Raw genomic sequence first — 18,823 nt, 5'->3', positions numbered from 1 at the left:
CTCAGTCCTCCTCCTTCGTGGCGCGCACGAGATAGCTGATGATGAAGACGATCGCGAGCAGGAAGATGACGACCGCGATCGCCGAGCCGTAGCCGAGATTCAGGACGGTGAAGCTCTCCTGGAACATGTAGGTCGAGAGCAGCTGCGTCGAGTTGTACGGACCGCCGCGGGTCATCGCCCAGACGATGTCGAAGGTGCGCAGCGAGTCGATCACGGTGACCGCGAAGACGACGCCGTTCACGCCCTTCAGCTGCGGCATCACGATCCGCCAGAAGCGCTGCGCCCGCGAGGCGCCGTCGACCTGGGCGGCCTCCTCGAGGCTCGGGTCCACACCCTTCAGCCCGGCCAGGTAGAGCACCATGATGTAGCCGCACTGCCGCCAGACCGCGGCGACCAGCACGGCGTAGAGCGCGAGCGTCGGGTCCGCGAGCCACTGCCGCTCGAGGTCGCCCAGGCCGATCCCGCCGAGGAAGCTGTTGACCACGCCGTCCGGCTGGTAGATCACCCGCCAGAACAGGCCGGTCACCGCGAGCGAGAAGACCATCGGCAGGTAGATCGCGCTGCGGTAGATCCCGACCCCGCGCCGCGGCTTGTTCAGCGCGACGGCGAGCGCCAGCCCGATCGCCACGGAGAGCCCGCCGAAGCCGACCACCCAGATGACGTTGTTGACCAGCGCGGTCGCGAAGATCGGGTCGGAGCCGAGGTCGGTGAAGTTCTCCAGGCCGATGAACTCCGGCTCGCCGATCCCGTTCCACCGGGTGAGCGAGAGGTAGAAGGAGTTGATCGCCGGCCAGAAGACCCAGGCCAGCTCGACCGCGAGCGGGACGAGCAGGAAGAGCCAGACCACCGCGGGCACCCGGGTGATCCGGCGCCCCTTCCCCGAGCGGACCAGCGGGCGGGCCGGCGGCTCCGGCTGCGTCTCCGGCGAAGGGGCGGGCGGCCGCTCCACGGCGGCCGCCCTGGTCGTCCCGGTCACGGGTTGAAGACCTTGTCGGCCGCCGTCTGCCACTCCTTCAGAATGCTGTCGACCTCACCGGGCTGGGCGATGAACTTGGTGAGCGCCGCATCGGCCGTGGTCTGCAGGTCGTCGGAGGAGTCGCGGTTGAAGAACTGGGTGATCTGCTCGGTGCCGGCCAGCAGCGCGACGCCCTTCTGCACCAGCGGCGAGAACACCGAGGTGTCGACGTCGGGCGAGGTCGGCAGGTTCGACGACTGCGAGGCCTCGATGTAGGCGGACTGGCTCTCGGCCCCGGCGAGGTAGGAGAGGAACGCCTTGGTGGCGTCCGCGTCCTTGGTCTTCGCGCTGGCGAAGTAGCCGTCGGTCGGCGCCTCCTCCGCGGTCGGGATGCTCGCGTCGATCACCGGGACGGAGAAGAAATCGAGGTCGTCGCCCTCGCCCTCCGGCATGTTCTGGCTGATGAACGCGCCGACGAGGTACATCGCGTTCTTCTTCTGCACCAGCGGCGTGACCGCGTCCTGCCAGGCGTAGGAGGGGGCGTTCGGATCCATGAACGGCACGATGTCGGCGTAGTACTTCATGACGTTCTTCACCTCGGTCGAGTCAAACGACGACTTCCCGGCCAGGAGCTCCTTGTGGTAATCCGCGCCGTTCACGCGGAGGTTGAGGATGTCGAACCAGCCGGACGCCATCCACGGCGTGGAGCCGATGCCGTTGGAGAGCGGCACGATCCCCTGGCCCTGCAACGTCTCGCAGAGGGCCATGAACTCGTCCCAGGTGGTGGGCACCTCCACGCCCCACTCCTCGAAGGCCGACTTGCGGTAGAAGACGCCCCACCAGTAGTAGTTCGTCGGCAGGAAGATCTGCTTGCCGCTCGCGTCGGTCGAGAGGTCCTTGAGCGCGGCGGAGTAGCCGGCCGCGGCGCCGTCGCCGGTCCAGAGGTCGGAGAGGTCGAGCAACAGGTCCTGCGCGGCGTAGTCGCGGGCGACGGAGCCGGCGTACCAGGTGAGCACGTCCGGCGGATTGCCCGAGGTGAGATAGGTGGAGAGCTGCGCACGGAACTGCTCGATCGCCACCGTGTTGAGGGTGACGGAGCCGCTCGAGTAGCTCTTCACGAGCGCCTCGAGGGCCGCCTTCGGGGCCGGGTCGGAGAGGGAGGACTGCAGGACGATCCCGCCGCCGCCCGCGCCGCCGCCGCCCCCACCGCCGCCCATGCAGCCGGTGAGGAGCGCGGTGCTGCCGAGCGCGGTCGCGCCGTAGAGGAAGCCTCGTCGGGTGAGGTTCGGGAATCGCTGTTCGTTGGTCATGGTGTCCTCCTTGACTCCGTGATGCCGGGGGCCGTGCTGTGCTGTGGTGCCGGTCCTTCTGTCGTGCCGTCGTGCTTGTCGTGCTGGTCGTGCCGTCGCCGGTCCGCCTACGCGGGCGCGGCGAAGATCTCGTTGCACTCGCGCTGCAGGGCGACGTCGTCCCACATCGGGTGCTGGGGAGCGCCGTTCGAGCAGACGATCGATCCCCGGGCGCCGACCCGCCGCGACTCGCGCATCGCGAGCCGGCAGTACTCGGCGCCGATCGGCCCCTCCTCGAAGCGGCCCTCGAGCGGTGTGTAGCCGACCCAGCCCTCGCCGAAGACGAGCGGCACCCCGCGAAGGGCGGCGTGGTCGGCGGCGACGGCGATCCAGATCCTCAGCGTCGAGCGCATCTCGAGGTGGTGCGCGCCGTAGCGCTCGTACAGCCAGCGATCGATCCGCTCGGCGTCGCCCCAGTCGTGCGCGTAGATCTCGCCCTTGCCGACGATCGTCGCGGTCAGCTTCCACTGGTCCCCGACGGGGAGCGTCCACTCGGCGATGGGCGGGGCGCCCTCGAGCAGGAAGGCCTCGGCGGCGAGCTCCTGCTCGAACTCCTCGATCGGGCTGCGCAGCGCGAAGGCGGCGATGAACTCGTTCAGCACGCCGTAGATGTAGGGGTGCAGGACGAGCACGTCCGAGTTCCACGGGATCCCGCGCATCCCGCCGACCGGTACATGCGCGTAGTTGACGGAGCACGGGACGCCGTCGGTCAGCTCGTGGAAGCGGTCGATGCCACGGGTGAGGCGCGGGGTGAGGGCGAGCGTCGCCGCGTCGAGGTCCGCGCGGTCGTAGTCGAGCCCCTCGGTGAGGTGCCCCGCCTGCACCTCGTTGTGCAGCTCGACGAAGGCGATCCGGTCGTCGAGGTCGTGCTCCGCGAGGAAGCCGACGAGCGCCGCGTGCGCCTCCGCGAGCCGCTCGGCGCGGTCCTCCGGCGGCACCGCCATCAGCGCGTCGAACCAGTCGCGCTCGAGCGCGAAGGAGGACGACTGCTGGTACTCCCAGGACGAGACGATGACGAACACCCCGTGCCGCTTCGCCGCCGCGAACAGCGCGAGGAGGTGGGCGCGGGCGTCGATCACGGTCGGCTCGGCGACGTCGTACCAGCGCACCCGTTGCGCGTAGGAGCCGCCGAGCGGCCCGAGCCGGAGCTCCCGGGTGTCGAGCCCGGACCCGAACAGGAGGAACGGCATCGCGCAGATCCGGATGGTGTTGTACCCCCGTTCGACGGCACCGGCGAAGGCCGCGTCGAGGTCCTCGAAGGGCTCGCCCGGTCCGGTGCGCACGTACCAGGAGAAGTCCCAGAGGGTGATGGTGAGGCGCTCGGGGAGGTGATCCGCGAGCGGTACCGGCTGGTAGGGGGACGAGGGGTACTCCGCAGTGAGCATGCCGAAAGCCTAGGCACGCGCGGAGCGCCGACCAATGAAACGTTGCACGCCAAAAGCTGGACGATCCTCTGCCCTGACCTACACTCGTCGGCATGCTGATCCCCGACGGCTTCCTCGGCCAGCGCCTGCATGTCCTCCCGAAACCGCGGGTGGCCGAGGCGCTCGCGGCCCCGATCACCGAGCGCCTGCTCGTGACCGATGCTGGACACTTCCCGCATGCCGCCGCTCACGGCCGCAGCCGCCCCGAGGGCACGCGGGAGGCCGTCGTGATCCTCTGCACCGCCGGCCGGGGCTGGGTCTCGATCGCCGACTCGACCGCTCGGGTGGACCCCGGCGAGGTCGCCGTCATCGCCGCGGGCACCCCGCACCGCTACTGGGCCGACTTCGCCGACCCGTGGACGATCTGGTGGCTGCACGTCGCCGGCGCCGATGCCGCCGCCCTGATCTCCGCCGTCGTCCACGAGCGGACGTCCCCCGTCGTCACCGCGCGCGACGCCTTCTCGGCGAAGACACTGATCGAGCACGCCGTCGCCGCCCTCGAGCGCGACGAGACCGATTCGAGCCTCTACGCCGCGAGCGGCGCCGCCTGGAACCTCCTCGCCCAGCTCGCCTCCGACCGCACCCGCGGCACCCTCGAGTCGGGCGACCGGATCCGCATGGCCCAGGACCACCTCCGCGAGCACCTCGACTCCCCCACCAGCATCACCGAGCTCGCCACCCTCGCCGGCATGAGCACCTCGCACTTCTCCGCCCTCTTCAAGAAGGCCGCCGGCATGAGCGCCGTCGAGTACGTCAAGCGCCTGCGCAGCGCCCGCGCCCGCGAGCTCCTGATCACCACCGACGCCTCGATCGCCGACATCGCCCGCACCGTCGGCTACTCCGACGCCTTCTACTTCTCCCGCCAGTTCCGCGCCATCAACGGCACCAGCCCCTCGGAGTACCGCGCCGAGTTCCACGGCGAGGCACTGCGCTGAGCTCTGCCAGGCCGCAGCTGCGACCACGTCGCTGGCACTCGACCCTCATCACCGGGATCACCTCTCCAGCCGTCTTCGACGCAAAAGTCACCGAACCCTGGAGTCGTCGATGATCACGAGGACGATCGGACGCCGGCCGTGGGCTGCAGAGCTGAGGCGCCCCTGGAGGCACTCGAACTCTCTCGTTGCTGCCGGCGCCGCCACGCCCAGTGATGCGCTGAGAAGCGTGACCTCAGGCGATTGCTTGAAACACGAAGAGCCCGACCAGGCTGGGTCGGGGCTCTTCGCTCGCTACGCGAGGTCAGCAGCGTGACGGGGCCGGCAGTCCCTTCGCGCTGAGGAAGGCGACCGGGTCGTTCGGGGCGCCGTTGATGTAGATGCCGAGGTGGACGTGGTCTCCAGTGGCCGTGCCGGTCCTGCCAGAGATCCCGACGAAGTCACCCTTCTGCACGACCTGGCCGACCGTGAGGGCCGACGGGGAGCGGAGATGTCCGAGAAGCGACACGACACCGTTGCCGTGGTTGATCCTGACGAAGTAGCCGTAGGTGTCGCCGAGGGTTTGACGGCTCTCGATGACGGTTCCCCCGCTGACCGCGTACTGCCGCTGCGCGCTCGATCCTCCGGTGGAAAGGTCGATGCCCTTGTGCCCGCTCGCGTGGGCGGTGGTGTCGTTCGTCTGACCGAAGTAGGACGTCATGCAGGTCAACGGTGTGACCGGGTACTGCCATTGGTCGACCGGCGTCGGGATGGTCGCATTCGGGCGCTGCCAGAGACTGGCGCCCGCGGCGTTCGTCTTCTTCAGGTAGCCGTCGTTGGTCACTCCGGTCCACACGGTGTCGTGGAGGCCGGTGTTCCAGATGGCCGGAGCTCCTCGGCTGGGCTGGATGACGAAATTCCCGTCCGCCTGGAAGGTCGCGAAAGCACCAGGGTTGCCCTGGGTACCGCTGTTGAAGCGGATGTCGTTGCCGTTGCGGAGGACGAGGTTGCCGTCGGCCTGCATCTGAAGGGTATATGCACCGTTCTCGGAGCGGATCAGCTCACCGGAGCGCAGTTCTTCACCGCGTGCGAGCTTCTGCAGGGACGTCATCGTCGCCCAGATGACCTCATTGCCGCCGGCGACGTATTCCACCAGGTTGCCGTCATCCTGCAGGGTCAGACCGCGGCTGGCCGTCCCGTAGTTGCCGCTCTTCCACAGCACCGCGTTCGATGTCGACTGGATCACGACGTGCCCGTCAGTCTGAACCGTCAGCTTCGCGCCGGGGTTGCCTCCGGTGTTGGACGTCCACAGCTGCTGCAGGTTGCCGCGGGTGCGGAGGACGGCGTTGCCGTCGGACTGCATCGAGAAGACGAACCGCCCCGTCGATGACGTGATCGTGTCCCCTCCCAGCATGACACCGCCCGACGGAAGCGTCGCGGAGTAGTTCGCGGCTTGGGCGGCCGGCGCACCGACCACCATCAGCCCCGCGAAGAGAGCGACGGCCGCCCCCACCGCCGCGAACTTGATTCTCAAAGATTTCAAGGTGTTTCCCCCTTTTGTGTGAAGGCTCTCACCATGGCGCTTGGATTCAAGAAATGTCCAACCCGGCGTTGGACCGCGTTTGGGGGGTGAAGGTGATGAGCCAAGTTACCGCGGGACTTTCCGGCGAACAGTGGATACGCTCGCATAATCGAGTGTCTCCGCGCGGGTACCACACAGGCAAGCAAGTCTCTATTGCCGTGCACCAAGAATCGCGCTTAGCCCGCCAACCCGCATTGGGCCGAGAGTCTCGATCGCGACCGTCAAAGGCTGCGCGAAGTCTTTCTAAGGAATATGATTCAGTCGCCGCGCTTCCACTTCTGCACGGTGTTGGTGACATGTCGGCGGTGGCCGCTCGCCGAGCCGACCCGGTCACCGTGCGCACTCGACGGACGGCCCCCGGTACTCGGGCGACTCGAGGACTTCGACCTCTCCGAACCTCGCGACGACGCGATACCCGTCCGCCAGCGCGTCGTCGCGGATCGTGGTCGTCCGCAGGTCCAGTCCGCCCACCGACCCCGCATCCTCCTGAGTCAGGTCCAGGAGAAGGAAGTCCGGAGCCCGCCGGAGAACACCGGGCAGCGACACCCGGTTGCTCCGCGTCAGCAGCGGCACGAGCCGGTCGTCGGCCGCGACGCACGTGCTCGCCGGCACCCTCTCGACCGCAGCGACCTGATCTCCCCGATGCGGCGTCCGCGTCCACGCCTCGCCGGTGACCATCCGCGCCAGCGGGAAGGCCTCCTCGTCGTGGCACACGATCGTCGCGATCACCGGCACGGCGCAGACGACAGCGCCGACGAGCAGAGCCACTAGAGCTCTCCCCGTCGAGGACGGAAGACGCCGCAGGAGCCGTCCTCCCCCGTCAATCGCGCCCAGGACCAGCACGACCCAGACGGGCGAGTCGTAGTGGAACCCGCTCGTCCAGAGCGCGGGCCGGTCGGACAGGAACCGCTCGGCGAGGAGCGGCAGCGCGAGCAGCGACACCGGCGAGAGCAGCGGAAGCAGGAGGAGGGGTGAGAGCAGCCCCAGAAGCGTCATCGTCTTCACGATCGGCGTGAAGAAGAGCCCGATCGCGATCCACGGCCGCCCGAGCATCGTCCGGACCACCTCGCCCCCGTCGGCTCCGAGCGCTCCGTAGTCCCAGTAGGCGTACCCGCGTCCGCCGATCGAGGGGATCACCACCCCGACGACGACCGCGAACGCCGCTGCCCCCGAACACGCCAGCAGCACCCCGACGATCCTGGGTCTCCTCGCCACTCGCAGCAGGCCGAGGATCAGCACCACCGCCCCCATGTCCTCCCGGATCAGGAGGAGGACCGCCGACGCCCCGACGAGCTGTCGATCACTCCTGATGTCGAAGGCGTCGACCGCCCAGGCGAGGATCGGCACCGCGAACGCGACCTCGTGGAAGTCGAAGTCGGCCAACGACTGCAGCGGCCGGCCGAGGAGATACCCGACGGCCAGCAGGCAGCTCGCCCCCACTCCCACGCGCCGGCGCGCAACCCGCCAGACGAAGACGGAGGAACTGGCGATCAGCGCGGCCTGCGCCACGAGCAGCACCCGCGAATCGTCCCAGATCCAGTACAGCGGAGCGAGGACGACGAGGATCGGATGGAAGTGGTCACCGAGCAGGTTGAAGCCATCGCCTTTCAGCGGCGCGAGCGGCGGACGGAACTGCGAGTACGCCCGCACCGCCTGGTCGAAGATGCCGAGGTCGTACCCCGCCGTGAGCAGCTGGTCGGCCCGGGAGATCGAGTAGACCGAGTAGACCCCGAACGCGAGGAGCGCGAGCGGGACGATCGGCGAGCGCAGCCACGCGAGACGCCCACCGCAGACCGGCCGACTCCCGCCGCGCCCCCTCCAGCGCATCCGCACCTCCGCCGACGGCGGACGGCGCACCACTGACCGAGGAACCCGCTGTCTCTGCAGACGACAGTAGGCGAGCTTCCCTCAGCAAAGCCGCACTGGCGCCTGATGCCGCCACACAGTGCCGGGTCGAGCGTGGCCACTGGAGCGCCGCGGACGCAGCCGACGTGCCGCTGGACGGGGTCCGGCGGACGACCGGACGCGACTCGCGGAGAGAAGAGCAGTGGTGCACCTATCTGCAACTAATCAAAAAAGATGGGAGCGCGCGCTGGTGGCTGCCAGGACCGGGATCAACAGGGGTGACGAGCCGGACCAGGCCGCTCCCCCGCTGGGCATGCAGGCCCTGCGTCAGCGCCAGGTGCGGCTGTCCGACGAGCAGAAGACCAAGCTGGCCGCTGAGTACGCGGCCGGCGGAAACATCCGCCAGCTTGCCGCGTCGTGGGGCGTCAGCCGCGAAGCGGTCCGTTCAGCACTCAAGCAGCAGCGCGTCCCGGTGCGTCAGGTGACGCTGACACCTCGGCAGCTGGCGGACGCTGCAGAGCTGAAGACGCAGGGCTGGTCATTGAACCAGCTTGGTGCGCTGTACGGCGTCGATCCGAAGACGATGAAGGCGAGGCTCCTGGCGCGGACTCGAGAATCGGAGTAGAGGCGACCGCGGCCTTGCTGTCGTCCCGCACGTCGTCGGGCTGCTCCATCTTCCAGCGAACGTAGGCGAGCACCGCACGGACAAACTTCTCCTTATCGATGCGGTGGGCGATGGGCACGATCGTCACGTTGCTGGATGCTCCCCCTCCGCGCTTCGAGTGGTGCTTCACTTCCGAGACCGAGGCGCAGGCCGGCGCTGGGCTGCGATGTCGGCGAACGATCTCCTCGCGCTGCTCGTCCGTGACGCCGTGAGCACGGGAGGCTGTGATGAAGGCATCCTCGATGAGCTTGACGCCCCTACTCCGTCGCGCATCGAGGGGTGGGTTGTATCGAGCTCCTTGCGGTGCTGGAGGAACCGTTCCCTGCCGTGGTCTCGGTTCGCCCGCCTCGTGGCCGAGATCGGCGGTGCGTATTGGCTCGCTACCGCGACGCGGAGCAGCACGTCGCGACCACCGCCGGTCTGCTCACGGCGCCGATCATGGAGGGGCACCACGACCCTGACACTGCGATACGATCACGACGCCATCCAACCCCCAACACGCAGGCAAGCACACCGACCGGCTACACGCATCAAGCACACAGCAAAGGAGCCAATCCTCGTGGTCAACTTTCCGGTCCTGCGGTCTCTCGTCATAGCGAATTACAGCTTGTATCCAGGCACGCCCGAGACCCCAGGCCTTCAGGCTGACTTCGAGGTCGACCTTAGCGTCATTATTGGGACCAACGGCCTGGGAAAAAGTACCCTACTCTCGATCGCCTTCAGGCTTCTGACAGGCCCAGTCGACATCCCTGGGGCGACGACCGAAGGTGAGCTGGGCAACGCCCGCCTCGAGATCAAGCGATTGCGACCCTCCGAGCTGAGGTCGTTCGCGTCCCGCGTGACGGATGGCGCAAAAACCGCGACCGCAACCTTGAACTTCTCACTCGGAACGAAGATCTTTCGTGTGACTCGCAAACTATCCGATCTGTCGATCATCGAATGGACCGGAGAAACTACCCCCGCGAACGACGAATCTCTCTTGCAACTATCGCTGACAAGAGAGAGCGGCGTCTCGACGTTCGCGGACTGGATACTAATCCTTAGATACGTATCTTTCTATCTGGACGATCGGCAAGTGCTATTTTGGGACCGTTCAGCACAACGACAGCTGCTTCGCTCGCTCTTCTTATCTCCCGAGGACGCCAAAGACTGGTCCGAACTCGAGAGGGAAGTCCTTGAATCCGATAGCCGCTTCAGGAACTTGCGCAACGTAATTAACTCGGAGGAGAAGCGGCTGTCTAACCTGATACCTCCCGACAGTCCTGAGTATAACAACTTAGGCTCAACGCTAGCCGACCTAACTGACGAGGACGCGAGTGATGCGTCGGCCCAAGAGAACCTAGTCAACCAAATCGCGGACCTGAGCGAACTGCGCGCGAGCGCAAATCTTGAACGCCTAACCGCCGTGCAGGAACTGGATCATTTGAGCCGCGGGTATGAACATGCGAAGCTTGCGGCACTCTCTTCCCAGTTCCCAAGCACGTCTAGCAGCGCTCTATTTATATGGGACCAACTACTCGCCGACGAGACATGCTTAGTCTGCGAATCGCACGTTCCCGCCTTCAAGACAGAACTTGATGCGCGGCTTGCAGCAGGTCGATGCGTCGTTTGTGATTCCACCCGAGTGCAGCAACCTCAGGCCCCCGAAATCCCAGTAGAAATCTGGCACGAGAGATCTGCCCGCGCTTGGCAAAGCCTGCAGGGTCAGCGCGATGCGATCGCCGATCTGGATGACCGCGTCAACAAATTGTCGGACGAGATCGGCGAGGCCCGCTCCCAACTTGTGCAGTTAGAGGTGCGACGAACGCGAAGAGCACAGCAGATCACGACCGTTCGCAATCGGCTCCCATCCGACCACGAGGCATTCATCGAGCAACGCAGCGAACTGCACTCGATGCGGAATGCGCTTGAGGCCAATCGCGCAGCACTTCAGCACGACGCGAGCAAATTTGAAGCTTTTGTCGCCATGAAGACGGTTCAGATTTTGTCTCGGGCGGAAGAGATCAAAGTCCGATTCGACCACTACTCGAAGCTATTTCTATTAGGACGAGGTGAGCTAACATGGTCTCCTCGTGAAGAGCAGATCGGGCAATCGTCTTATCGAGTCAAGTTTCCGGCTTACGAACTTCAGCTTGGTCGTAACGACACACCATCGGTCTCGACACGCTCAGGAACAGGGGATGTTTCCGAGAGCCAAAAAGAATTTATCGACCTTGCCTTCAGAATGGCTCTGATTGAAGTTGCAGGCAGCGCGAGCGGCGCAACTATTCTCATCGATACTCCAGAATCCTCACTAGATTCGGTATTCTCTTTGCGCGCAGCAGATGTATTGGCCGACTTTGCCACTCGCTCCAAAAGCTCTGTAATTATCGCTTCAAATTTAACTGACGGGAAGCTCGTTCCGGAGATTGTCAAGGGTGTACACACCCGCGCAGGGACCTACAAAACACTCAACATGCTTGAGGTAGCCCGCCCAACCCCTGCGGTCCGAGAACTAGGAACTGAATATGCAGAAGCATATAAGAGGCTAACCGACGAAATGAGCCAAAATGAAACCGCGGAATGAGAACTCTCTGAGCGATTCTCGACTTCGGCAGGCTCGCGTGTTGTATCTTCTGACAGCTGCCCACAAGTCGGGGCTCGCTCCGATCGATGCCAATCGTCTTCATCAAGTGGCGTACCTCACAAATGCCCTGTCTCCCGTTTGGGGACTGGAGCCGCTGACCGCCGAACTGTTGAAGCTCTACGGATCACCCTACGACGCGCGCCTGCAACGCGACGTCGATCTACTCGTGGCGGAAGGTCTAGTTCGAGCGAGCTCGCTAGCCTACAATCTGGACGATGCCGGCAACTGGAAGGTATTTGCCCGTTACTCAATAATCGAGGAACGGGCTAGATCGATACTAGCTATGGTCGAGCATTTCCCCGACGAGCGGAATGCGTTTTTAGTCGTGCACGAGGTTTGTCAAGCAATTTCTGCACTTCCTCCGCAAGACGTCGATCGAGCTCTTGGTTTCGACGCCGCTTACGCCAACCCCGCAATTGGTCCAAATAATGTTCTAGATCTTTACGATGAGGACCGGGGCAACAAGTCGTCTAGGTCTGCGGGCCTATTTCCAAGCCCAGCCCGAGGAATCAGCCTCGAGGCGTCTGAGCGGGCGCATCTGTACGTGCGCCACCTACACCGACTGGCGACGCGAAGTGCCTAGCAGCGATGGCGACCCCTGGTCAATTGGCGCCCTCGAACAGACTGTTCTTGAGTATCAAGGCGTTGGGTCTGATGCAGACGTTCCCCGAGAGCTACGGTTTGCGAGATCCATCGCCCGGTTAGTGGCAAAACGGCGTCTTCGACCAGATTCTCATCAGGACCCAAATGCACTCGGGGTCTTGGTACTTGCTCCAGAAGCACCTCTTCAGGTTTTACCCATTTCGACCAGGGTCCACATGCTTGACCAGGCCAACGATCCTCTAACCGGACGGCTTTGGATAACGAATGAGACAGCAGCATTCGGAGACTTTGAAAGTCATAATCGCGACGGTGACGAGTTGTTCTCATGGGTTAGTGAACTTGGGCTCGGAGCTTATCCCGCAATCATCTACGATCCGGTGACTGATGGCGGACAACTTCGCCTTTATATGAGCGGACTTGAACAGCCTGGCACTGTTGACGTATACTCCATCCGATCTATCGAGCCAATCACCTATGAAGCAGTCAGGGAGGTCATAGATGCACTCCACGAAAGTGCACTTATGTCACCCGCCGTTCAATCGGCCGGCGTGAGATTATGGGCAGATGCTGATCGCCATCGTGTTGTCAGAGACGCGGAGGCTCGCATCCATGCGCAAGTACGCGTTGCTCTGCTTGGCGCGTTCCTCAACTATCGAGTCGGCAACGAGAAACCAGTGCCATCCGGCAGATACGATGTAGCAATCGGCTACTTCGATAACGTGGCTTCAACGCTCACCCAATATGGGATCATCGAACTCAAAGTACTACGCTCGTTCGGATCGACGGGTCACGCGTACTCCGCGCACGACAGTTACGTACGAGAAGGGGTTATTCAAGCCGCGACGTACCGCGAGGACGAGGGCGCGGTATGGGCTCAGCTCGCGTGTTTTGACATGCGCATTGAAGCTGATGCGAGTGACGCTTGCATGAGCGCAGCGAACGACTTGGCCGACGAGCAACGCGTAATGCTGGATCGCTGGCAAATATACGCTACGTCGACAGAATATCGACATTCCCGTATTGCTAGTTAGGTTTGCGCGCAAAGTTCATATAAAGGCTTCGGTTGCTAGCGTATGCTAGCTCAGCTGGGTACCACACAGCGCACGCGGGTAGGGCCTGCGGAGACCGCAAGTCTTCTTGTTGCTCATGAATTTTCGATTGGAACACCATTAACACCGATTCTTTAGACCAGCTCGATGCTTTTTATGGTGAATTGGAACTTGCGTTTGAGGTCAAGCCCGCACCGCATCTGGCTCGCTTAGTTACCGCTGACAACAACTCAAATACACGGATTCATCGCTGGTTCAGGATGAAGGAGGCATACTCGGGAGACTTGCTCGAGACACTACTAGATCAGTCGGATTATCCTATGGGAGACGGCTTGCGGCTACTTGATCCGTTCGCGGGCAGCGGCACGACTGCCGTCTCGGCAGGCATGATGGCGCAAAGCGGCGCCCTCCCTCACGTGGAAGTTTACGCTGCCGAAGTAAATCCTTTTCTGCATCTAGTTACAACAGCGAAAACTGCAGCGCTCATTGACCCTCCTCAGGGAACCGCCCGCTTGGCGGAAACTGTCGCGGAACGAGCGCTCTCCGAGAAGGATGGGCTTGCGCCCATCCCGAGGCTCTCTACTTTCCAAAACGCTCAATACTTTCCCACAACGATGCTACGAGAACTGCAAGCATTACAAGCGTCAGTAAACCAGGTGAAGGAAGGCGCGTCTTCGACATCCGCCAGATTACTCCTTGATCTTGCTCTTGCTTCAAGCGTCGAGCCGGCGAGTACTTTACGCAGAGACGGCCGCGCACTACGTCACGTCCCCGCAAAGAGGCCTGTTCGACCAACCACGACTTTCTTGCAAACCTCGCAGATGATGACCGAGGACCTTCGCAGCGCTGCTGAAGCCTTTATCTCGTCCACGACTCTTGCAGACTCGCGCGAGGCGGCGATACCCAGAACTGAGTATTACGACTTGTCGGTCTTTTCACCGCCTTATCCTAATAACATTGATTATACGGAAGTCTATAAGATGGAGGCGTGGCTTCTCGGGCTATACGAGGATTCCCGCGGTTTTACAAACCAGCGACACAGCTCACTCAGGAGCCACAGTAGCTTGAAGTGGGAAGAGGCCTATCACTTCGAGGGACTCGAGTTCGCGGACGATATCGCTTATCTGATTTCTCCGATCATCAATGCGGTTCCGAACGATCGCTACACGTCCGGGAGAGTGCAAGTTGTAAAAGGCTACGTCGACGACATGCTAAAGGTGTTGACCAAAGTTGCGTGCGCACTGAAGCCGGGCGGTCGCGCTTCGATCGTTGTAGGCAACTCGCTACACGGGAAGCCCGATCAAGCATATGTGATCGCTTCCGATTTGCTCATCGCACATCTCTCTCGTTTGGTCGGATTCCAAGTTGAAGATATTCAAGTGGCTCGCTATCCTGCACGCCGTAAGACAAGGTCCACGTTTTTACGAGAAAGTGTAGTAACACTACTCAAAGAGTGAATTCTCTTTCTAGAAGTCCGCGTAGCCCCAGCCGTAAAGACGAGGAGGTCTGCAACACGCGGGCTAGGCAATGGGGGCTTTTGAAGGGAGACGCATGCACGGGCTCGTTTCGCCTACTCTTCGGCGGCGGGGACAAGCCACAGGGCACGAACGAGGCTTCCTCCAAGCCCGACTCCGTGCTGCCGTCGCCCCTTCCCCCGTTGCCTCACATCATCCGCGTTACGACGACCTCGACCACGGGGCGAGAGAGACGACTTTCGAAGTCAATCTGTCGGGCGCGTCCGAGGACCCGCTCCTCTCTATCGTGGAAGTAGAGCTGGAGGTTGCGGCGGCGGAGCGCAAGCGGCTGAGCATTGTCGGGTTTCGGAATTTCGGGGAAAGCAATTCACGGAGCCCTTCGACGAGATCCAGGCACTCAGTCGTGCGGAACAGATACGGCGCAGCGTTCGAGCTGCTCCTCGAATGCATCGCCGCAACGGAGCGAGCTGATGAGATCGAACCAAACGGTCGGGCGTCTGCGTACACCGAGTGGGCTGCCATGACCTTGCGGAAGCAGAAGCGCTAGGGGAGAGGGTTGCGATATTCCTAGGTTTTTCACCGGACTTAGGAACTCTGCGAGAGCGAGCCACCCGAAGCTGATGGACCGTCTCGCCAAGGCGGGGAATCTCCGCGACGAAGCACTGAACGCGCATCCTCCCTCGGCATTCCTGAGCTGCGGCTCTGTGCTCGACGTCGTTCCGAAGATGCGCGGCAGGCGTGGCACGTGCAGGCGGGCGGGCCGTCGCGGATCTGCAGATCGAGCATGCTTTTCTGAGAACGAACGACAGCTCATAGGTCACAAAAACTCAAGCCGCGCGAGAATAGCTCCTATGTTGCGCATCTATCTTGACCAGAACAAGTGGGTCGATCTTGCTCGCGCGGCGACGGGCCACCGGCTCGGAGTGCAGTTCGTAGACGCACTGTCCGAGGCCCGCGCGGCGGTCACGTCCGGCAGGGCGACGTTCCCGCTCGACATGTACCGCTACGTGGAGACCGGAAGACGCCGCGATGATCGCTCGCGCAACGACGTTGCCGGCGTAATGGCTGAGCTCTCGCAGCAGGACACCATCGCCCGCGCCCATGAGGTGCTCCCAGCCGAGATCGACGCGGCGCTACGCCGTCGTTTCGACCACCCGACCCCTCCGAGGCAGCTGGCGGTCTTTGGGCGCGGTCTGTCCCACATCACCGCAGGTGCATTTTCGCCACCCGAGTTTGACCTGAGTCGGCTTCTCGAGGACAGCGCATCCGAACGACCCGGCGCCGTTGCGTTCGCGAAGCGAACCTACGAGCGACTGTTCGAGGAAGGGCTGCTTCGCACAAAGCTCGACGACGACAGCGAGGCCGAAGCAGCGGAGCGGGAGCTTGGGCAACGCTATGTCGACCACGAGAATTCGATTCGAGCCGACCTTCGGCATCAAGGTCTTACCGGAGACTTACTGGAGCTAGCCGTTCGTGCCTCCGATCTCGGAGATATTCGTCCTGCGGTTATCGAAGCACTGGCTCGAATTGACTTAACCTGGAAAGACCTCCCAGCGACCCATCTGCCAAGCGAACTTGTGTCCTTTATGGACGACCTTCCAACGAGGTACGTCACGAACGTAATGCGCTCCTCCAAGCTCCGGCAAGACGAACAAAAATGGGAGCCGAACGATTTCAATGACCTTCTTGCTCTCCCAGTCGCCGCCGTCTACTGTGACGTGCTCGTGACGGAGAAACAGTGGATTCACCGCCTTCGCCAAGGAAAAATCGACAAGCGGTTCAATACGATCTTGCTCAGCAGCACCTCCGACCTCGTCGAAATATTGCAGGGTTGACGCCGTGACACGAGCTGTCGTCTCGCTTCCTGTGGCGTGGGTTTCGTCCGTTCGTGGCGAGAAGTGTGTGTGCAGCCGTGGACGTCGTGGCGCCGAGCTTGGAGGTCTGAACAACTTTCCTCCCCGGTTAGAAAGCTGTCCGACCTGAACGCCTCATGTGGTCCGCGCAACCCGAGGCGGGCCAAGGCACACTCTGGCACGGATGCTTGCAAGATCGAACAGCCGGCGACCCGGCTACCGACGCAGGCGAGAATCAAGACGGCACCCGCCGATAATGACTGTGCGGAGGGTCATTTCAATCAGACCCCTTCGAAATTCCTGACGCCGGGATCCTGCAGATTTACGCGTTCAACCTGCAATTCCAGGCAGGGCCCACGAAAGACTAAGGTTCGCCGGGCTCTGGTGCGCGCGGGCGACCCTCGTGCCCACGGGGACAGATCACTCGACGGGACGTTCGAGGACCTCAATTCAGGACGCCGCAAGGCGCGAGACGACGTCGCGTGAACCGCACTGTCCGCTGGCTGACAGGGCCGCCAGATCACGCCATCCGATCCCGTACCGGTCCCTCGAGAATCGACCCGACCTCCACGACGGAGCGCACGAGCATCGCGAACGCTTCCACACTCACATCATCCGCTCTCTCCCACGTCGAGGGATCAAGGCGCCGGAGAGCTGCCGCGCCGGATAGAGCAGCGGACGCACGCATGAATGGGTAGTCCAGCGAGCGAGAGAGGTTCGCGGTGCACGCCGAAACGATGCAAGGCCGGTCGAACCGAGACACGAAAAAAGCCGTAGCGTCAATGCCATGTGTCCCAGCGAGACAAACACCAACGCGTACGTGATTGAGCTACTCGACGACTTTTTCCTTCGGCCGGCTAGCTCAGCGGAACCTTACGGATCGCTCCGACGCGGTCCTGACGGCGTCATGTTGACTCCTGGTTCGCTTACCGACGAGGACGCGCGGCTGCTGCAGGAGAACGTCGGCGCTATCACATCGTTTGTCAAACAGTTCATCGGGCGAGACATCCTCGCCGAGCGCGCCGGCGGGAGCAACAGATCGGCGCTCGTCCGCGCAACGCTCGATTTTGCTGTGGACGCGCTCGAAAACACCGCTGTCGAGCCAGACGTGATTGAGGTCTGGTCGCGCGCGCTGAAACTCGCGCGCATGCACGGCAAAGCGACCCACGACCAGCTCGTCTTGCTCGAAGCTGGACTCGTCGAGAAACTGCTCGCCCCGCAGCCCGAGCTTCGAACGGTGTGGCTTGCAGATCTCCTGCGCGCGCAGAAGCTCGCGAAGCATTGGGCCGCCGCGATCGCAGTACACCTTCGGAGTCTCGCCGGCGAGGCAACTGACGACGCCAGTGCTTCGTTCTTCTTCCAGGCGGCCGCGGAGTGGCACCACCAGGCGGGCGACGAAGAGGCGGCGTCAGACGACCTATTGTCGGTAGTGCTATGTCGCCAGAGGCTCGCTGCGGCGCTGCTGCAGCAAGGACGGGCGGATTCGTCGATTAAGGCGGCTTCGGAGCTCCAGCTCGCTCACGACGTCGTTCGCCAACTCTCGCGCGCGTATCGTGAGTCTCGCGGCGTGCAGAATCTCGGCGCCGAGCTCGCTGCCAGCATCCGAGTGGCACGTCAAACCACGGTGTCCTTCATGACGTCCCGGGTCACCCAGGTGGATGTCTCTGAGGCCTATGAGCGCACGATGCGCTCCATGACGGGTAGAAGCGATGCTGAAGCCGCTGAGCGCTTCCTAGAGGTTGCAACGCTGCCATCGTTCACCCTCGCACGAGATCGGGCCGAGACCGCGGTCCACGCGTTCCCGTTCGGAAGGGTGAGACGAGAACGTCTGACTAACGACGGAAGACAGGTGGCGAATACCGATGGCGACCAGTTTGGCATCCCTGGCGGAGTCTGGCAAAGGATGGTCGACGATCTCACCGGCCAGGTCGTCGGCACCGTGCGCCGCTTTCTGATGCCCGCCTGGCAGGTCCTCAGCACGGAGCATCGCTTGAGTCGTTCGTACTTCGTTGAGACGGCTCGCTCCAAAGGACTTGTCCCGGGCGAACGCGCACAAATGTACGGGCGAGCACTCTTCTACGGCTTCGACGGCGACTTCATGACCGCGGCGCAGCTGCTCACTCCGCAACTTGAGCACCTAGTTCGCGTCCATCTAAGAGACGCAGGAGTAGCTACAATTGTGCTGAAGGGCGGTATCGAGACAGAAGTTGGGTTGTCCGCTCTTATGGAAAAGCCGGAGTCGACGGAGATCTTCGGGGAAGACGTCGCCTTCGTCATCCGCGCACTCTTCTGCTCGCCCGCTGGGCTGAACTTGCGGAATGAGTTCGCTCACGGGCTCTTCTTAGCGAGTACCGAGTTCTCGGCAGCGGCTATGTATGCGTGGTGGCTCATGTGGCGACTCGCCGCAAGTTCGTTTTCCAACCCGGCGATCAAGGTAGATTCCGGTATCTAGCGCCAACAGTCACTTTATACACAGCGCTCGAGAAA

Annotated in this window: 12 protein-coding genes; 7 read left to right on the top strand and 5 right to left on the bottom strand. The window is 63.0% G+C overall.

What is annotated here, in order from left to right; all coding sequences use genetic code 11:
* Position 1: 1 nt before the first annotated feature.
* The 3 genes from EDF36_RS16525 to EDF36_RS16515 form a co-directional block, all read right to left on the bottom strand.
* Positions 2-976: a carbohydrate ABC transporter permease gene (locus EDF36_RS16525; protein ID WP_260300754.1), complete on the bottom strand. Its 975-nt coding sequence runs from the start codon at positions 974-976 to the stop codon at positions 2-4.
* Entirely contained in the window at positions 973-2,265 is a 1,293-nt protein-coding gene (locus EDF36_RS16520) for an ABC transporter substrate-binding protein (protein ID WP_123733821.1), read from the bottom strand. Before EDF36_RS16520 ends, EDF36_RS16525 begins: the two co-directional genes overlap by 4 nt.
* 107 nt (positions 2,266-2,372) lie before the next feature.
* On the bottom strand, positions 2,373-3,689 hold the full coding sequence (locus EDF36_RS16515) for a cellulase-like family protein (protein WP_123733820.1): 1,317 nt from the start codon (positions 3,687-3,689) through the stop codon (positions 2,373-2,375).
* Between the two features lie 92 nt (positions 3,690-3,781).
* Between EDF36_RS16515 and EDF36_RS16510 the strand changes: the two genes are divergently transcribed.
* Entirely contained in the window at positions 3,782-4,663 is an 882-nt protein-coding gene (locus tag EDF36_RS16510; RefSeq protein WP_260300753.1) for an AraC family transcriptional regulator, read from the top strand.
* 301 nt (positions 4,664-4,964) lie between these two features.
* Here EDF36_RS16510 and EDF36_RS16505 read toward each other — a convergent pair whose 3' ends face one another.
* Together EDF36_RS16505 and EDF36_RS16500 are read right to left on the bottom strand one after the other, a co-directional pair.
* Positions 4,965-6,182 carry a peptidoglycan DD-metalloendopeptidase family protein gene (locus EDF36_RS16505; protein ID WP_221181680.1) on the bottom strand — a complete coding sequence of 406 codons (1,218 nt, stop codon included), beginning with the start codon at positions 6,180-6,182 and terminating at the stop codon, positions 4,965-4,967.
* A 369-nt stretch (positions 6,183-6,551) separates the two neighbouring features.
* Positions 6,552-8,048 (bottom strand): DUF2079 domain-containing protein, encoded by a 1,497-nt coding sequence (locus EDF36_RS16500; RefSeq protein WP_123733818.1) that lies wholly within the window; start codon positions 8,046-8,048, stop codon positions 6,552-6,554.
* Between the two features lie 268 nt (positions 8,049-8,316).
* On the opposite strand from EDF36_RS16500, the gene EDF36_RS16495 reads away from it, so the two are divergent.
* The 6 genes from EDF36_RS16495 to EDF36_RS16485 all read left to right on the top strand — a co-directional run bounded on the left by EDF36_RS16495 (position 8,317) and on the right by EDF36_RS16485 (position 18,788).
* Positions 8,317-8,691, top strand: a complete 375-nt coding sequence (locus EDF36_RS16495; RefSeq protein ID WP_123733817.1) for a hypothetical protein — start codon at positions 8,317-8,319, stop codon at positions 8,689-8,691.
* Positions 8,692-9,289: 598 nt separating this feature from the next.
* Positions 9,290-11,296: a hypothetical protein gene (locus EDF36_RS21000; RefSeq protein ID WP_148060080.1), complete on the top strand. Its 2,007-nt coding sequence runs from the start codon at positions 9,290-9,292 to the stop codon at positions 11,294-11,296.
* Between the two features lie 878 nt (positions 11,297-12,174).
* On the top strand, positions 12,175-12,990 hold the full coding sequence (locus EDF36_RS20995; RefSeq protein WP_148060079.1) for a hypothetical protein: 816 nt from the start codon (positions 12,175-12,177) through the stop codon (positions 12,988-12,990).
* 338 nt (positions 12,991-13,328) lie between these two features.
* Positions 13,329-14,465, top strand: coding sequence for a hypothetical protein (locus EDF36_RS20990; protein WP_148060078.1), 1,137 nt, complete (start codon positions 13,329-13,331; stop codon positions 14,463-14,465).
* Between the two features lie 869 nt (positions 14,466-15,334).
* The gene (locus tag EDF36_RS16490; RefSeq protein ID WP_123733816.1) at positions 15,335-16,318 is read left to right on the top strand and encodes a hypothetical protein; all 984 of its coding nucleotides are present in this window, start codon (positions 15,335-15,337) and stop codon (positions 16,316-16,318) included.
* 805 nt (positions 16,319-17,123) lie between these two features.
* The gene (locus tag EDF36_RS16485; protein WP_123733815.1) at positions 17,124-18,788 is read left to right on the top strand and encodes a DUF4209 domain-containing protein; all 1,665 of its coding nucleotides are present in this window, start codon (positions 17,124-17,126) and stop codon (positions 18,786-18,788) included.
* The last annotated feature ends 35 nt before the right edge of the window (positions 18,789-18,823 follow it).

The organism is Rathayibacter sp. PhB152 (genome assembly GCF_003751395.1).
GTDB classification, from domain to species: domain Bacteria; phylum Actinomycetota; class Actinomycetes; order Actinomycetales; family Microbacteriaceae; genus Rathayibacter; species Rathayibacter festucae.
The sequence above is the reverse complement of the archived record's forward strand: the minus strand, read 5'-3'. Positions and strand labels throughout refer to the sequence as shown.

What these genes read in the sequence shown, in the direction of transcription:
- EDF36_RS16500 (WP_123733818.1), bottom strand. Translation starts at nt 8,048, where the DNA reads ATGCGCTGGAGGGGGCGCGGCGGGAGTCGGCCGGTCTGCGGTGGGCGT.
- EDF36_RS20995 (WP_148060079.1), top strand. Translation starts at nt 12,175, where the DNA reads ATGCTTGACCAGGCCAACGATCCTCTAACCGGACGGCTTTGGATAACG.
- EDF36_RS16520 (WP_123733821.1), bottom strand. Translation starts at nt 2,265, where the DNA reads ATGACCAACGAACAGCGATTCCCGAACCTCACCCGACGAGGCTTCCTC.
- EDF36_RS16515 (WP_123733820.1), bottom strand. Translation starts at nt 3,689, where the DNA reads ATGCTCACTGCGGAGTACCCCTCGTCCCCCTACCAGCCGGTACCGCTC.
- EDF36_RS16510 (WP_260300753.1), top strand. Translation starts at nt 3,782, where the DNA reads ATGCTGATCCCCGACGGCTTCCTCGGCCAGCGCCTGCATGTCCTCCCG.
- EDF36_RS16490 (WP_123733816.1), top strand. Translation starts at nt 15,335, where the DNA reads ATGTTGCGCATCTATCTTGACCAGAACAAGTGGGTCGATCTTGCTCGC.
- EDF36_RS20990 (WP_148060078.1), top strand. Translation starts at nt 13,329, where the DNA reads ATGGGAGACGGCTTGCGGCTACTTGATCCGTTCGCGGGCAGCGGCACG.
- EDF36_RS16485 (WP_123733815.1), top strand. Translation starts at nt 17,124, where the DNA reads ATGTGTCCCAGCGAGACAAACACCAACGCGTACGTGATTGAGCTACTC.